This window comes from Pseudoalteromonas sp. NSLLW218 (assembly GCF_015864775.1).
GTDB lineage: Bacteria > Pseudomonadota > Gammaproteobacteria > Enterobacterales > Alteromonadaceae > Pseudoalteromonas.
The window spans coordinates 310,990-328,014 of sequence record NZ_JADYWO010000003.1; the positions used below are offsets into that span (position 1 = coordinate 310,990).

A 17,025-nucleotide genomic window follows, 5' to 3' on the forward strand; every position below is an offset into this window, starting at 1 on the left:
ATAACAATGAAAAAACTCCTTATCATCGCAGCTACATTAAGCCTTGCGGCTTGTTCTAAGGTAAGTCTTGAGAGTTACGAAAAAATCAAAGTAGGTATGGATAAGACTGAAGTTGAAACCATTTTAGGCACTGCGGACAACTGTGTTGAAAAAACACTGCATACTAATTGTGTGTGGGGCGACGAAGCAAAAAATATCGAGATCACGCTAGTATCAAACAAAGTAACTTTATATAGTAAACATGGTTTAGCTAATAAATAAATTAAAAAAAGGGACTGATTTTATCAGTCCCTTTTTTAATTACTAAAATTCATTTTTTGGAGTAGATAAGTTCAATATTAACGATTTTACTTCGATTTAACGTTATTTTATAGCGTTGATAAAGTGTTCTATCTTCCTCGGTTAGCACAAGCACCATGTTAAGTTGGTAGCGCCGTTCAACCGCCTGCTTAGAAATTTTATTACTGTCTAAATGATATAACTTCCCTTCACCACGTTTTAAATAACGCGCAAATGGCGCAAGACTAAATTGTAGCGTTTGCTGCAAGGTATCGTAACCAGGTAAAAATTCTTTCGCGCTTACCCGTGTCTCACTTGCAAAGTGTAACCACTGCGCAGCTTGTTTATTTTGTTGACGACGTTTTGAAAATATAGATTTTACTTCTTTAGGGATTTTTTTAAAGCGTGTGTATTCAAGCCAAATTAGCTGACTCGCTATTTTGTCTTTAGTAATACTATTTTTAAAACTAAATCTCCACTTAGGTCGCCCTTGTACAATAGCTCGCCAAATCATACGCGTAATATCTTCTTTAAATATTTCACGTAGCCCGTAAATAACCCCTAAAATTAAAATAAGCGTCGCGGTGACTTCAGTAAACGTTGAGCGGGCATTAAGTATAACAACCATCACGAATGCCATGATAACTGCCGTTACAGTGCCTTTAACTAATCGTTTAAGATAGCTGTTAAGAAACCGTGTTTGGCGCTGTAATATAACGCCATGCTCAATTAAGCGTTGCAGCAAGCGCATTTTATTTGTTATTCGATTAGCGTCTTGCATTGTGGTTTCAGAATTATAGTTTTTGTCAGCCCGGTACGCATTTTCGTTTTTACAAAACTGCATTAAATCGTTACGCTCTTTTGCATAATCGCTACTACGTGGGCCTTCATCTAAAAGCTTTAAAAATGATTGCTCAACATGCCAACTTAAATAGTTATCAGCATTGGTAAAAAATGGCAGTAGTTTTTCATCATCTGGCGTATAGCGACGCAGCTTTTTTAGAAGTCCTTCACTTTGTTCATATACTTCGTTAGCGCGTTTATAAAAGTCTTCTGCTTCATCAATTTTTAACGCATCTTTAATGTCGGCATCAAGGGCTAAACGTACTTGGTAACAAAATAAATTAAGGTTTTGACGATAATCTTGCTGCTCACCTTTGTTTTTACTAACAAAGCGGCTTCGTACTAAAGGCAAGTGTATGTTGTTAGCGTTGTAGGCTAAATGTGATTTAAAGTGGTTATTAAAGTAAGATTCTTCGGTGAGCGTTTGCGGATTAATCCCCATTTCATTAGGGATAGAAAAATACAGATCTATGCGCTGTTCAGAACGAGGAGTAAGCTCTGGTTCAATGACAAAAGATAAGTTTTCATCTTGTTTTAACAATCAGTTCTCCTTCTAAAATATCGTTTTAGTGTACTTGTCTCCTTTGTTTTGTTCAATAAAAAAGGCTCAGTAAATACTGAGCCTTAATACGATTAATGTGCTAGTTAAAATTTAACGTTTACACCAGCAAATACACGACGGCCAAGTACATCATATGTGTACGGGTCAGTATTAGAATCGTTGTTACCTGAGTAGTATGGTGGTTGCTTATCAAATAAGTTATTTACACCAGCAGTTAACGAAACCATTTCACTGATAAAGTAAGAACCGCTCACATCATGGTAAACAACAGATGGTGTTGTTGGTGCATAACAAGTAGATTCTTTACCTAAACAGCTGTAGCTATCCATTCCTGCAATGTAACGTGCTTTGTAGTTAGCAGACCAAGCATCACCTTTAACATCTAGCTCAAAGTTTGCTTTTACGTCAGCATAACCACCGATACCAGAAGTAATTAAACCAGCGTAATCAATACTTGATTCAATAACATCAACAGTGTACTCGTCAAGGTAAGTAACATCTAATGACGTATTCCAAGCAAGACCAGCTAAATCAAATTTGTAATTTAAGTTTAAGTCATAACCTTTTGTTTGCTCATAACCTACGTTTTGTAGTTGGTTATTAAACGCGATACGACCTGTGCTTTGGTTAAAATCGATATTTGCTGAACTACAAAGTGCTGTTGATTGATTCGCTAAAGAACCATCTGATGCAAGACATGAATCAACAATGTATTGGTTGTTTACTGTAGCAATAGCGTTTTCGATTTCAATGTCGTAGTAATCTAACGTCATTGAGAAACCTTCAAACCATTCTGGTTCGTAAACTACACCAACGGTAACTGTATCAGCTAATTCAGGTGTTAATTCATCATTACCACCAACGGTTACTTCAGCCTGATCTTGTGCGCCTGTAAAACTAACTTGCTCATAAGATGGAGAATCACCTGAGTATAACTCAGCAACTGTAGGAGCACGGAAAGCTGTAGAGCGAACACCACGGAACATTAGTTCGTCGTTTACACGCCATGTTAAACCTAGTTTCCACGTTTCATCAGAACCAAATGTGCTGTAATCAAAAGCACGAATCGCAGCGCTTAATTCTACATTTTGTGCTAAGTAAGCATCTGCTACTAAAGGAATAGCAAGCTCAAGGTATGCTTCGTTTACATCAAAACGACCGCTTGTTGCATCAACACGTGGGTCATTCGCAAGACCTTGTGAAGTGATCGAATCTGGTGTGTACCACGCTTTTTCTTCACGGCGTTCAAGACCAGCAGCAAAACCTACAAAGCCCGCAGGTACTTCCATTAACTCACCAGAAAGCGCAGCTGTAATCATAAATAATTGACTGCCGCCTGAGTTTTGCTCAGTGTAAACATAGTCACTAAAGCTACTGCTTGACCATGAAGCTTGTGAAAGTGGGTTAAAGTTACCAGCTTCAATTTCGCTTTGAATTGAACCCATATTGTGAAGGTTGCTTAAGCGATCTACTGAGTCATTACGACCAAAAATAACTGATGTATCCCACTCTAAGCCATTATCTAAATAACCTGCAGCACCGATAACAGAACGAACTGTATCAACTACTTGAGATGAGTCACGTGTACCAGTGTCAACCATACGGCGACCGTAAGAAACTTCATCACCGTAGTTAATATTTTGGTCAATTAAAGAATCGCCCATCCAGTCTGCGTAGTCAAAGTCGAACCATACTGGTTGTGGCGCTAATTGCTGCTCTGACCAACGTTTTGAGTATGTAAACTCAGAGTATAAACGCGTGTCATCAGTTAAATCAAAGCTACCAATACCAGTAAGGTTTAAACGACGCATTGGCGTGTATAAGTAGCTAGATTGAGAATAGTTGTAGGCATCACTAGTACCAAAGTCGTGCCAACCATTATCAGCCTGACCTTGCAAAGATTCATCACCTGACCAAACATGGCCATTAGGAGTGTAAGAAGAACCAGAACAGTATGGAGCACTGCCATCGCCATCTTCAGTTAACGGACAATCAGAAAAGCTACGATCAGCCTGAGAAGCATCGCCACGGTCTGTGTACTGTAAACCTATTACAACGTTACCACGACCGAAGTTTCCACCCATTGTAATATCAAAAGACGTTTCATCTGCATCACCTTCAGTAGTGATTGCTGATTTAACATTAAGGTCTAAACCTTCAAAGTTATCTTTTAAGATAATATTTACAACACCCGCAACAGCATCAGTACCATAAACAGCAGATGCACCATCTTTAAGTACTTCAATATGCTTGATCATAGATACCGGTATAGTATTCAAATCAACTGTAGAAGCAGCGCCTGTACCTGAGTTAATCATACGGCGGCCGTTTACAAGTACTAAAGTACGTTGTGAACCTAAACCACGCAAATCAATAGATGCATTACCACCAGAACCATTATTGATACCTGGGTTTGTCATTGCGCCGCCTGTAGCGGTCATTTTTTGTAGTACAGAATCTACTGATACAGCGCCTGAAGCAGCGATATCGTCAGCACCGATTATAGTAACTGGGCTAGCGGTTTCCATATCTGCGCGCTTAATGCGAGAACCCGTTACTTGAATTTTTTCGATTGCTTGTGCTGAGTCTCCAGCAGCTAGAACTTGCACACTTGAGAACATTGGAAATGCTGCAATTACAGCTAAACCAAGAGTTGATTTTTTCATGAAAGAACCCTACTTGTTGGAAATTTACCTTTATTGGTAATGCTCACTTTTTATTAGAATAGTGAGTCAGGTGGGCAACTTAGGCGCTTTTAACTGAACGAAAACTTAACGGAAGCTCAATTTATATCAAGCAATAATGTGGATAAAACATTTTAGGTACATAGGTTACATTATGTTTCAGTGTTAATTAATAAATACACTTTAAAAACAAAAGCATGAGAAAATACAGAAACATTAGAAACACATCTGAAACCAAAGTGATTCACTTTGTAATCAAATGTAATTAACTGAGCTGTGTACCAAAAACAGACAAATTAACAACTTAATCACAGCACATTATTAAAACCGCAAAACTAAATGTTAATTAATAACCATATTTATGCATACTTGGTGCTTAAATAGTCTTATTTAGCCACTTTGGAAAGTTTTTTGATTAGATTTTTTATTCAGTCGCAATTAAAGTTGAACTTTTTGAGAGCACTTATTTATCATTGAAGTTTATAAGTCTCAAAATCTAAAAAAATAATTTAATTGATCTAGTCACTCAAATAATCGTATGTATGAGAAAGCAAATTCACACCAAAAATGTACGTTGTATGCAGAAGCTTCCAGTCGCAACTTCAATACGTTACATAAAAAGAGTAATTTAGTGTTTGTATTAAAGAGGTTGTATTATCTTTGACTGTTAGCTCTAAATTCCAGAGCATATTTTGCTCAGAACAAATGCCAACCATGGTATTGCTCTGCCACAGGCCATTATGTTTTTTAAATTGCTGAGGAATGTAACCCATATACATAGTAATGCCTTTGAGCTTGGCATCTTCAATTGTAATATTTATTGGTAAATCACTAAAAATAGTAAATGGGGTTTCGGGAGAAAGAGTTTTCTCGCTTAACCATACTTTAACATCATTTGAAAAAGTACAAGGCAAATTGGCTGTGCATGTGGCATTTTTTAGAAATTTTTCATCTGTATTTTTGGAAAAATCACACGCTGTTAATAAAAAAAATACCGCGGTGAATAAACTTAACTTATATATAAGCATAACAATTTCGCACTAAATAAAAGCAAATACTAATAATCGCGACTGCAAATAACAAGTGTGAGTGTTACTATTAAGCCAAATTAGGCACAAACTGTATCAAAAAATAAACAACAAGCTCACAAACATTGATTGATGTCATAATTTTATGTAATTGACCTATCTTTTTTAGGCCAAAAAATTTATCATTTCACCCGCAAAAAATAAGGGTTTCTCAAGTTTTTTTTCTGAAGCTTTCATGTATTGAAAGTTTTAGATAACACGCTTGAGAAAATAGTAGGCCCCACTTTTAAAGGTGGGTAATTCATTTCTAAACGCATTTATTGCAGCGGAAGCCAGAAAATGAGCCAAACAGTAGCATCACAAACTGAGTATAACTATAAGGTTGTACGCCAATTCGCTATTATGACAGTGATTTGGGGCATCGTTGGCATGAGTATTGGGGTTCTGATTGCTGCCCAATTAGCTTGGCCAGCACTTAACTTTGATACACCATGGTTAACTTACTCTCGACTACGTCCGTTACACACGAACGCAGTAATTTTCGCATTTGGTACCAGTGCACTTTTTGCGACGTCTTATTACGTCGTACAACGTACTTGTCAAACGCGTCTTTTCTCAGACAAACTCGCCGCCTTTTCATTTTGGGGCTGGCAGCTAGTTATTGTATTAGCAGTAATTACATTACCACTTGGTATTACTAGCTCAAAAGAATACGCAGAACTTGAATGGCCAATCGATATTTTAATCGCTGTGGTTTGGATTGTTTACGCTATTGTATTCTTTGGTACTTTAATTAAGCGTAAAGTGTCGCATATTTATGTTGCTAACTGGTTCTACGCTGGCTTTATTATCACTGTTGCAGTACTTCATATTGTAAACAGTATGGCAGTGCCTGTGTCGTTAACTAAATCATATTCAATCTATGCGGGTGCGGTAGATGCTATGGTTCAGTGGTGGTACGGTCATAACGCTGTAGGTTTCCTACTTACTGCTGGTTTCTTGGGTATGATGTATTACTTTGTACCAAAACAAGCAGGTCGCCCAGTTTACTCATACCGTTTATCGGTAGTTCACTTTTGGGCTCTAATTTCATTATATATCTGGGCTGGTCCTCATCACCTTCACTACACAGCGCTTCCTGATTGGACGCAAAGTTTAGGTATGGTTATGTCTATTATCCTATTCGTACCGTCTTGGGGTGGTATGATCAACGGTATTATGACGCTATCTGGCGCGTGGCATAAACTACGTACCGATCCAGTACTTCGTTTCTTAGTTGTTTCATTATCTTTCTACGGTATGTCTACGTTTGAAGGTCCTATGATGGCAATTAAATCTGTAAATGCGTTATCTCACTATACAGATTGGACAATCGGCCACGTACACTCAGGTGCACTAGGTTGGGTTGCTATGATTTCAATTGGTGCTATCTACCACTTAATTCCTGCGTTATTCGCGCAAGGTCGTATGTACAGCGTTAAATTGGTTAACACCCACTTCTGGTTACACACTGTAGGCGTTGTTTTATATATTGTTGCAATGTGGATCTCTGGTGTAATGCAAGGTCTAATGTGGCGTGCAGTGAATGCTGACGGTACATTAATGTACAGCTTTGTGCAGTCTTTAGAAGCGTCGCATCCTTTCTATATCATGCGCTTTGTAGGCGGTGTATTCATCGTAACAGGTATGTTAGTTATGGCTTATAACGTTTACCGCACTATTTCAGCTGAGAAAGAATCTCTGAAACTAGACGCGCAAGCACAATTAGCATAACGGAGTGAGATGATGAGCAAGAAAAATTCGCAAAACAAACATGAAATAGTAGAAAAGAACGTTGGCCTTATGGCTATTCTGACTGTTTTTGCTATTAGCTTTGGCGCACTAGTTGAGATCACTCCGCTAATGTTCCAAGACGATACAACTAAACCAGTAGAAGGCCTACGCCCTCTTAATGCTTTAGAAATGGAAGGCCGTGATCTTTACGTGCGTGAAGGTTGTTCTAACTGTCACTCACAAATGATTCGTCCTTTTCGTGATGAAGTTGAGCGTTATGGTCATTACTCTGTAGCCGGTGAATCTGTTTGGGATCACCCGTTTTTATGGGGTTCTAAGCGTACTGGTCCTGATTTGGCTCGTGTTGGTAAGCGCTACTCGGACGACTGGCACTATGCTCACTTAGTTGACCCACGCGCTGTGGTTCCTGAGTCAAACATGCCAGGCTTTCCTTGGTTAGCAGAGAATACGGTTGATACCAGCCTTACTCTGAAAAAACTACAAATTTTCCGTGATACTTTTGCTATTAACCCAGAAAACCCAAAACATCCGGGTTTAGGTTATGGCAGCGACGAAGAGCTTCAAGCTGATGTTGATAAAGTTAATGCTATGAATGACGGCAAAGGCGCAACAGAAATACAAGCTCTAATCGCGTATTTACAGCAACTTGGCACCCACTTGAAGTAAAAATTATGGATTACGGAACATACAGAGGCATTTTGACTCTGGTAATTTTAGTATTGTTTATTGTGATTGTTGCATGGGCATATAGTAAGCGAAGCAAAACCCGTTTTGATAGCGCAGCTAATGCCATTTTCGAAGATGAAAAAAAACATGACAACACACTCTCTAACGAGGAAAAGGAGTCTGAAAAATGACTAGCTTTTGGAGTATTTGGGTTATTGTTTTAACCCTTGCATGCTTATGCATCATCTTTGGCCTATTAGTTTGGAACTTAAAAAACTATGCTGGCGTAAAAGAAGGTGAAAGCTGTGGACATGAATTTGACGGCATTGAAGAGCTAAATAATCCACTACCAAAATGGTGGACTTACATGTTTTTCGCAACTTTTATTTGGTCAGTATATTACCTTGCAGCTTACCCAGGTTTAGGCAACTGGGAAGGTTTAGGTAAATGGACGAGTTCTAACCAAGGTATTACGTCTTTAGCTGAATCTAAAAAAGCAGTTGCAGAGGCCAAAGCAGAAGGTCGCTTTGTTAAACTTGATAAAGAGTATGAAGCTGCAGAAGAACGCTTCGGTCCTATTTTTAATAAGTTGGCACAAGTACCGGTTTTAGATTTAGTTAATTCTAAGTTTGAAGGTGATGCAGCGCAGCAAGTTGCTCTAGAAAATGGCGACAAACACGAGCAAACAGATGGTCAATTAGCCATCGAAATTGGTCAGCGTTTGTTCTCACAAAACTGTGCGCAATGTCATGGCTCTGATGCGCGTGGTGGTACCGGCTTTCCTAACCTAACTGATAAAGATTGGTTATATGGCGGAACACCAGACAAAATTAGAGAAACACTCCTTAATGGTCGTATAGCTGCAATGCCAGCTTGGGGCGATGCTCTTGGTGAGCAAGGCGTTAAAGAAATGACAGCACATGTGCTAAGCCTTTCTGGCCGTACTGTTAACCAAAAAGATGCAGCAGCAGGTTCAGCTAAGTTTGCAATGTGTGCCGCATGTCACGGTGCTGACGGTAAAGGGTCGGTTGCACATAACCTACCATTTGGCGCGCCTAACCTGACAGATAACATTTGGTTATATGGTGGTTCTCAACGTGCAGTTGAAGAAACACTTAACCATGGTCGTGCTGGTGTAATGCCTGCATGGAAAGACATTTTAGGTGAAGAAAAAATTCACTTATTAACAGCCTATGTTTACAGTTTATCGCAAGATAAATAAGCATGCGGTTAATAAAATGTTTATAAATTAATTTATTTAATTCAATAGATTAATCCAGATCAAAAAAGCCTCCACTGTGAGGCTTTTTTTTAGTCTTTTACGTATAAATCCTATAAAATAAACCTCCCTAAACTAATTTAGAGCAACTATGCAACCTACTCCGTGGTATAAGAATTTTTGGCCTTGGTTTTTAATCTTTTTTCCGTTAGTGGCCATTATTGGCTGTATTAGCCTATTTATTACGGCAATAGGTAACGGTCCAGATATGGTTGTTGACGACTACTACAAAAAAGGTAAAGCAATCAACTTAGAACTTACTAAGTTTGAAAAAGCAAAAGCGCTTTATCTGCATGGCGGATTAAATGTAACCAATGAGCGCGTAAGCTTTAAATTTACAAAAGGCGACAGCAGCAATGTGCATGTATTAAAACTCTCTTTTTACCACCGCACAATTAAAGCACATGACTTTACCGCTACTCTAACCCCTAATGCCAATCAAGAATTTACAGCACTACTTGATAAGTACACACCAGGTGCCTACTCAGTATTTATTGAGCCTATAGATGGCAGTTGGAAAATGAAAGAAAATATAACGTTACCAACCGAACAAACTGTTTTAGTTACTCCTAATTATAAGTAGTATAACTATGTCTAACTCTTGTTTTCATTGCCTTGAAAATGTGCCAAACGGATTTAGTGCAAGCGTTATAATTGACGATAAAGCCCAGCCAATGTGTTGCATTGGCTGCCAAGCTGTTGCACAAAACATCGTTGACCAAGGTATGACCGATTACTACAAATATCGGACCGTACGTGCAGGTAAAGTGGAACAATTGGTACCCGAGCAACTCGCATTTATAAAAAGTTATGACAACGAAGACATTCAAGACGAATTTATAGCCACTAACGATAATATCTCAGAAGTATTACTGAGTGTCGAAGGTATAACCTGCGCCGCTTGTGCGTGGCTTATCGAAAAACAACTATTAAATTTAATCTCAGTAAAACGTGTTGATGTAAACACATCCACTAACCGCGCTATGATCCAATGGGATAAAACCAGCACCCCATTAAGCGAAATAATTACTGCGCTTGCTAAGATTGGTTATAAAGCCTACCCGTTTCAAGCCGATACTGAATCCCAACAAAAGCAACAAACAGCAAAAGCCTATATTCGCCGTTTAGGTGTTGCCGGTTTAATGACCATGCAAGTAATGATGTTTGCATTTGCCATGTACTTTGGCATGTTTTCAGGCATGGACAGTAATTTTGAGCAGTATTTTAGATGGATCAGCTTAGTACTGGCCTCACCAGTTATTTTATATAGTGCTCTGCCCTTTTTAACCAACGCTATAAATGGCTTAAAAGCAAAACAGCTCAATATGGATTTACCTGTATCACTGGCCATTTTTGGCGCATTTGGTGCAAGTTGTTACGCCACATTTATGCAAGTCGGCGAAGTGTATTTTGAATCTGTGTGCATGTTTACCTTTTTACTGTTGTTGGGTAAATATCTTGAATTTAGAGCGCGTTTAAAAGCGAGTGAGTTTACTGCCAACTTACAAAAACTATTGCCATTAACAGCCCGCACCATTAACGAAAGTGGCGAAGAGCTTATAATTGCAGCCAAAAAACTAAAACTTAATGACGTAGTACTTATTAAAGCGGGTGAAACGATTCCTGCCGATGGTGAACTAATTAAAGGTAAAACCACCGTTGATGAGTCAATGATGACGGGGGAGCATCAACCTGTAACTAAATTTATTGGTCACAATGTTTATGCTGGTTGCGTTAACCACGACGGCGTTATTGAAATAAAAATTAATAAAATTGGCCAAAATACACTTTTGAATCAAATAATACGCCTGCAACATAACGCATTAACCAAGCGCCCTAAACTAGTTGAAATTACTGATAAAGTTGCGCAGTGGTTCATAGCTTGTTTGCTTGTATTTGCTTCACTTACAGCGATCGGCTGGTACCAAATTGATCCTGAGCACGCATTTTGGATCACCATTTCGGTTTTAGTTGCTACCTGCCCGTGTGCGCTGAGTTTAGCGATACCCACCGCGCTTACATGTGCAGTGGCAACACTTACTCGAAAAGGCGTATTAATAAAACAAGCACATGTGCTCGAAACACTCTCACAAATCACTTTATTTGCATTTGATAAAACAGGCACACTTACGCAAGGTAAATTTAGCCTTGATGAAGTAGATATAATCGATAAAAAATATACAAAAACGCAAGTGCTAGATATGGCAGCCATGCTAGAGCGTTATTCTGAGCATCCTATTGCCAGCGCTTTTGATGAAATCACGCCCGTTCATAATACTCTTGATAACGTTGAAGTACATCCAGGGCTAGGAATTAGCGCACAAGATGCAACTCATCATTACGCAATTGGTAAAAGTGGCTGGTTTGATAGCAAAAAATCGAATGCACAAGCAAGCTTATATATAAATAAACAAGTTGTTGCACGTTTTTACTTTGTTGATAAAGTAAAAAGCGATGCGAAAAAGCTTATAGAGTCTCTTCAATCGCAAAACTTAACGTGTCATATGTTGACCGGTGACGCGTCAGATGCAGGGCAAAAAGTAGCTAAACAGCTTAAACTTGAAAGCGTACAATCAGGATGTTCCCCACAGGATAAACAAACCGCAGTTGAGCAATGGTCTTCACAAAGCGAAGTGGTTGCTATGGTCGGTGATGGCATAAACGACAGCCCAGTATTTGCCAGCGCGCATTTATCAATTGCTATGGAAACCGGTGCTGACATATCAAAAAATAGCGCTGATGTAGTGCTTCTTAATAGCGATTTAGCCTCCATTGGTCATTTACTTAATGTTGCCAAACAAACCAGACGTATTATTAAACAAAATCTTGCGCTGTCTTTATTGTATAATGCTTCCATATTACCATTGGCAGCGCTGGGCTTAGTAGCCCCATGGATGGCTGTTATTGGCATGTCTGCCAGCTCAATTATTGTGATTAGTAATTCACTAAGGCTATTAAAGTTATGAGCATAATTTACATTTTGATCCCTATTGCCATTTTATTTGTCATTATTGCTATTGGCGTATTTTTTTGGGCCGTAAAAAGTGAGCAGTTTTCGGATTTAAACAAGCAAGGTCATAGTATTTTGTTTGAAGACGACAAAGAGCAACATAATAAAAGTAATGATTGACCCTCTTTATACCAGCGCATTTTTAATGGGCCTAATCGGTAGCGGTCATTGCATTGCTATGTGTGGCGGTATTGCAAGCTCATTACAATTGGCTAGTGACAAACGCAAAACATTTACCTATTCATTTGCCTATAATGTTGGACGTGCCCTGAGCTACATGGCAGCAGGCGCACTTGTTGCAGGAATTAGTAGCCAATTTGCAAGGCAAAATACGTCCTTTTCTTTAGCCCTTTCATTCATTGCTGCTATTTTTATGCTCCTCGTTGGCGTGTATATAATGCGCTTGGGCCCTACTTTGCAGTGGTTAGAAAGAATTGGCAAAACTTTAGTGTGGCAACACATTGTTAAACTAAATAAATATTTAATGCCTATCAACTCTCCTTTTAAAGCCTTAGGTTACGGTGCTTTGTGGGGCTGGCTGCCTTGTGGTTTAGTATATTCAGCGCTTACATGGGCGATGACTAGTCCTAGTGCTTTAGATGGTGCTTTAGTTATGCTTTGCTTTGCTCTGGGTACTTTTCCCGCGATGATCACGTTAGGCGTTGCAGCGCAAAAACTAAATACTATTATTAACCATCCATGGACCCGAATTGTATTAGGCAGTGTTATAATTTGGTATGGTATCTACTTATTGATTATTGCAACCGACAAGTTGGTACATTAATCTACACAATGTCGTGAATAAAAATTTAAACGGATTAAATTATGGATTTCTCTCAAAGCCGTACTAAAGGTAATTGTGCTATTAGCTGTAATAACTGCAGTATTAGTCAATTGTGTTTGCCATTTTCACTTAATGGCCAAGAAATGGACAAGCTAGACGAAATTATTGAGCGAAAAAAACCTCTCCATAAAGGCGACTACTTATTTGAATCAGGCGCACCTTTACAGGCTATTTATGCGGTACGTTCAGGCTCATTTAAATCGTACACATTATCAGAGCGAGGTGATGAGCAAATTACTGGTTTTCATTTAGCTGGCGATCTAGTTGGTTTTGATGCGATAAATAAAATGACTCATCCAAGTTTCTCACAAGCACTTGAAACGTCAATGGTTTGCGAAATCCCATTCGATACTCTTGACGAACTATCAGGGAAATTACCTAAACTTCGCCAACAAATAATGCGCTTAATGAGCAGTGAAATTACATACGACCAAGAAATGCTGTTGCTACTCAATAAAAAATCAGCAGAAGAGCGCCTAGCTAGTTTTATTTATAACTTATCTGAGCGCTTTGGTGAGCGTGGTTTTTCGCGTAAGGAATTTAGATTTACGATGACTCGCGGTGAAATAGGCAACTACCTAGGCCTAACTGTAGAAACTATTAGTCGTTTATTAAGTCGTTTTCAAAAAGCAGACTTAATTAAAGTAGAAGGTAAATTTATTACAATTTTAGATAATGATGCCTTGGCTAAAACAGCGGCGATTGTTAAGCCTCGTCAAATTAAATAGTTTGATTTAGAACAACAATTTATATGCTACCCCTTTAACTGTTTTATATTTACGTTACACTAAATGTACACCCGTTATGTAAATGGAGTAGCATATGAACACTATTAAACGCATTATTGCGGTTATTGACCCTACCAAAGACGATCAACACGGCTTAGCACGTTCAATAGATTTAGCTAAAAAGTCTGGCGCAAGTATTACCGCTTTTATGACGGTTTACGACTTCTCTTACGAAATGACAACCATGCTATCTGGCGATGAACGCGAAGCAATGCGTGACGCTGTACTAAAAGATCGTGAGCTATGGCTAAACGATTTAGTCTCTCCTTACAAAGATATAAATATTGAAACCCAAGTGGTTTGGCATAATCGCCCTTACGAAGCCATAATTGATACTGTAATTGATGAAAAGTACGATTTAGTAATTAAAGGCACACATCAACATGGTGCACTTAAATCCGTTATTTTTACCCCGACCGATTGGCACTTAGTACGCAAATGCCCCGCTCCGGTTTTATTTGTAAAAGAAATGGCATGGCCTGCTAACGGTAATATTTTAGCTGCTGTAAATGCAGTTAGCGAAAATGAAGAGCATGTAGCACTTAATAAACGCGTTATTAAAGACGCACAATTTTTATGTGAACTTGCCAACGCAAAACTTAATTTAGTTAATGCTTATCCTGCAACGCCCATAAATATCGCAATCGAAATTCCTGAGTTTAACCCGGGGCTTTATAACGAATCAGTTAAAAAACATCATCATGAATCAACCAATGCACTTGCTGCAGAGTTTAATTTAAACCCAGAGCAATGTTTTATTGAAGAAGGCCTCCCAGAGGATGTAATCCCTGATGTAGCGAAGCGGTTAAATAGCGAATTAGTTGTTATTGGTACCGTTGGGCGTACCGGCTTAAGTGCTGCTCTTGTAGGTAATACAGCAGAGCATGTAATTGATAGCCTAGACTGTGATGTACTGGCACTCAAACCCGATGGTTACGTGAGCCCACTTGCAAAAAAACTAGATTAACCAAAAGATTTTTAGCAAGTAACAGCTCATATACTACTTGCTAAAAATACCCTGTTTAAATTGCTTTTAATTACATCCTAAACTCGCATATTCAGGTGGTTTGGGTATAATACGCCCCTTTATTTTTAGCAAATAACTTTGCTGTATTGTTTTACTAGGGGGCGTAATTGTCACACTCAGATCAAGCTAAAGCTCAATTTAACTTAAATAAGCTGCAAAAGCGTTTACGTCGCCAAACTGGTCAAGCTGTTATGGACTTCAATATGATTGAAGAAGGCGACCGTATTATGGTGTGTTTATCAGGCGGCAAAGATAGCTACACCATGCTTGAAATGCTTCAACATTTAAAACGTGTAGCACCTATAAAGTTTGACCTAGTTGTTGTAAATCTTGATCAAAAACAACCAGGTTTCCCTGAACATGTACTACCCCAGTACCTTGATAAACTAAATGTTGAGTACAAAATTGTAGAAGAAGATACCTACAGCATTGTTACCGATATTATCCCTGAAGGTAAAACAACGTGTTCACTTTGCTCACGCTTACGTCGTGGTATTTTATACCGCACAGCAAATGAGATAGGCGCTACTAAAATAGCCCTTGGGCATCACCGTGATGACATGATTGAAACCTTATTTTTGAACATGTTTTATGGCGGTAAACTAAAAAGTATGCCGGCTAAATTAATGAGTGATAATGGCGAGCACATGGTTATTCGCCCACTTGCATACTGCAAAGAAACCGATATAGCCCAATACGCATTTGCACAAGGCTACCCTATAATCCCTTGTAATCTTTGTGGCTCACAAGAAAACCTACAGCGTAAACATACAAAAGCAATGCTTGCAAAATGGGATGCGGAGCACCCGGGCCGTATTGAAAGTATTTTTACAGCAATGCAAAACATAGTGCCTTCACATTTAGCTGATGCCGACTTATTTGATTTTAAAAACTTACAAACAGGTGAAGTAATTGATGGTGGCGATATCGCCCTTGATAAACCTGACATACCTAAAGTACCAGTAAGTAGTGAAATTGATGAACAAGAAGTGCCAAGTGTAGTTACTATAAATCTTAGCTAACTTTTAGTTAGCTAAGAGTAAAGAATTAAGGGTTTGTATTTATATACAAACCCTTTAATTTACCAATTTAATCTTAAGCTTTACTTTAACTCTCAGCTAAACCTTGTAAAAACTCTAAACTTAACTTTTCTTGTGCATTAGCCTGGTATGGCAACTGTTGCAAGCTATCGTACGAAAAATCGTTAATATCAAAGTGACTTATTTCACTACTCCCAAAGCTGTTACGCTCACCGGGGCTTGGGGACATTTTCTCAATTACAAAATCACTTAAACGCATATCTGTAATACCTTGTGGTAATACCGACCAGTGAGCTTTCAAATTAAGTGTTTGGCTTCCCTGTGCTAACCGCTCTTTAGATACTAAATGAGCAAGTGGTGTATCGCCACTGTATAAGTTAGCCCTAACTCGATACAAACCGCTTTTTATCACTGTTAAATTAGCTGGCACGACCATGTTTTCATCTTGTGCATATGCAGTTTCAAAACCTGTTAAAGTCGCACTCGGCGCCATGTATTGAATTTGTGCAACTACAGGGACTTTTTTACCAGCAACATCACCCTCTACAAACACTTGCAAACTACGAGGGTAATCATCCTCTCCTTTAAAGGTGATAGTTGCCTCACCTTCACGTGCATTACCTATATGAGTATTTAATACTTCTTTTGTATCTGTATTTGCAAGCTCAACGACTATTTTACCAAGTCCTTGAGCACTTACTCTTATTATTATTTCTTCTGGGTATACAAAACGATACTGCTTAATACTTAACGTTAAAGCATCACCACTTTCGTCAATAGGGCTCGACACAGGGTAAAACTGGTTTGGTTTTAATCGGTCTTCATCTAGTGGGCTTAATGGTTGAGAATAAGGAGGAAATTTGAGTGCGCTTTGGTATTGCATAACCACTTGCTGCGCCGCTTTTGTTAAGTCTTCATTAAACGCGACTTGCTTTTTTGATTGTGTTTTATTTTTTTTAGGTACATCTATGGGAATCACTTTTACAGGTGATAAATCAACTACGCTAGCGGCTTGTTTAACCTGCGTTGTCACTGGCTCTACAACTTTATGAGTGTCATTTTTACTTGTAAACCATAGCGAAAATAAAATAGCGCTAATAATTAAAGCAACGACATAAAATTTTTTCATTAGTTAATTTAATCCTTTATAAGGCGTATAGCTTTGAGCTACACGCCTTGCA

At 38.6% G+C, this 17,025-nt stretch carries 16 protein-coding genes; 12 read left to right on the plus strand and 4 right to left on the minus strand.

Annotated features, from left to right (window positions below):
* Positions 1-6 precede the first annotated feature (6 nt).
* On the plus strand, positions 7-261 hold the full coding sequence (locus I6E80_RS06180; protein WP_024599137.1) for a lipoprotein: 255 nt from the start codon (positions 7-9) through the stop codon (positions 259-261).
* Between the two features lie 49 nt (positions 262-310).
* Here I6E80_RS06180 and I6E80_RS06185 read toward each other — a convergent pair whose 3' ends face one another.
* From I6E80_RS06185 to I6E80_RS06195, 3 genes are all read right to left on the minus strand, one after another.
* The gene (locus I6E80_RS06185) at positions 311-1,663 is read right to left on the minus strand and encodes a hypothetical protein (RefSeq protein ID WP_024599138.1); all 1,353 of its coding nucleotides are present in this window, start codon (positions 1,661-1,663) and stop codon (positions 311-313) included.
* Between the two features lie 104 nt (positions 1,664-1,767).
* Complete coding sequence (locus I6E80_RS06190) at positions 1,768-4,350, minus strand: TonB-dependent receptor (RefSeq protein WP_197185094.1); 2,583 nt, start codon at positions 4,348-4,350, stop codon at positions 1,768-1,770.
* Between the two features lie 620 nt (positions 4,351-4,970).
* Complete coding sequence (locus I6E80_RS06195; protein ID WP_197185095.1) at positions 4,971-5,396, minus strand: hypothetical protein; 426 nt, start codon at positions 5,394-5,396, stop codon at positions 4,971-4,973.
* Between the two features lie 339 nt (positions 5,397-5,735).
* On the opposite strand from I6E80_RS06195, the gene ccoN reads away from it, so the two are divergent.
* The 11 genes from ccoN to ttcA all read left to right on the plus strand — a co-directional run bounded on the left by ccoN (position 5,736) and on the right by ttcA (position 15,826).
* Complete coding sequence (ccoN, locus tag I6E80_RS06200; RefSeq protein WP_007585649.1) at positions 5,736-7,169, plus strand: cytochrome-c oxidase, cbb3-type subunit I; 1,434 nt, start codon at positions 5,736-5,738, stop codon at positions 7,167-7,169.
* A 12-nt stretch (positions 7,170-7,181) separates the two neighbouring features.
* Positions 7,182-7,856 carry a cytochrome-c oxidase, cbb3-type subunit II gene (gene ccoO / locus I6E80_RS06205; protein ID WP_024599141.1) on the plus strand — a complete coding sequence of 225 codons (675 nt, stop codon included), beginning with the start codon at positions 7,182-7,184 and terminating at the stop codon, positions 7,854-7,856.
* A 5-nt stretch (positions 7,857-7,861) separates the two neighbouring features.
* Complete coding sequence (locus I6E80_RS06210; RefSeq protein ID WP_010554061.1) at positions 7,862-8,047, plus strand: cbb3-type cytochrome c oxidase subunit 3; 186 nt, start codon at positions 7,862-7,864, stop codon at positions 8,045-8,047.
* Entirely contained in the window at positions 8,044-9,078 is a 1,035-nt protein-coding gene (ccoP, locus tag I6E80_RS06215) for a cytochrome-c oxidase, cbb3-type subunit III (protein WP_197185096.1), read from the plus strand. The genes I6E80_RS06210 and ccoP overlap by 4 nt, the downstream gene beginning before the upstream one ends.
* 148 nt (positions 9,079-9,226) lie before the next feature.
* A complete protein-coding gene (locus I6E80_RS06220; protein ID WP_024599143.1) occupies positions 9,227-9,718 on the plus strand; it encodes a FixH family protein in 492 nt (163 codons plus the stop codon).
* A gap of 7 nt (positions 9,719-9,725) precedes the next feature.
* Positions 9,726-12,101, plus strand: coding sequence for a heavy metal translocating P-type ATPase (locus I6E80_RS06225; protein WP_024599144.1), 2,376 nt, complete (start codon positions 9,726-9,728; stop codon positions 12,099-12,101).
* On the plus strand, positions 12,098-12,265 hold the full coding sequence (ccoS, locus tag I6E80_RS06230; protein ID WP_002963071.1) for a cbb3-type cytochrome oxidase assembly protein CcoS: 168 nt from the start codon (positions 12,098-12,100) through the stop codon (positions 12,263-12,265). Before I6E80_RS06225 ends, ccoS begins: the two co-directional genes overlap by 4 nt.
* Positions 12,258-12,929, plus strand: a complete 672-nt coding sequence (locus I6E80_RS06235; RefSeq protein WP_024596434.1) for a sulfite exporter TauE/SafE family protein — start codon at positions 12,258-12,260, stop codon at positions 12,927-12,929. The genes ccoS and I6E80_RS06235 overlap by 8 nt, the downstream gene beginning before the upstream one ends.
* Positions 12,930-12,970: 41 nt before the next feature.
* Complete coding sequence (locus I6E80_RS06240; RefSeq protein ID WP_024596435.1) at positions 12,971-13,717, plus strand: FNR family transcription factor; 747 nt, start codon at positions 12,971-12,973, stop codon at positions 13,715-13,717.
* Positions 13,718-13,811: 94 nt separating this feature from the next.
* Positions 13,812-14,744, plus strand: coding sequence for a universal stress protein UspE (uspE, locus tag I6E80_RS06245; RefSeq protein ID WP_024596436.1), 933 nt, complete (start codon positions 13,812-13,814; stop codon positions 14,742-14,744).
* Positions 14,745-14,911: 167 nt separating this feature from the next.
* Positions 14,912-15,826, plus strand: coding sequence for a tRNA 2-thiocytidine(32) synthetase TtcA (gene ttcA, locus I6E80_RS06250; RefSeq protein ID WP_024599147.1), 915 nt, complete (start codon positions 14,912-14,914; stop codon positions 15,824-15,826).
* 85 nt (positions 15,827-15,911) lie between these two features.
* On the opposite strand, the gene I6E80_RS06255 is transcribed toward ttcA, so the two are convergent.
* Positions 15,912-16,973: a hypothetical protein gene (locus I6E80_RS06255; RefSeq protein ID WP_197185097.1), complete on the minus strand. Its 1,062-nt coding sequence runs from the start codon at positions 16,971-16,973 to the stop codon at positions 15,912-15,914.
* Positions 16,974-17,025: the final 52 nt, after the last annotated feature.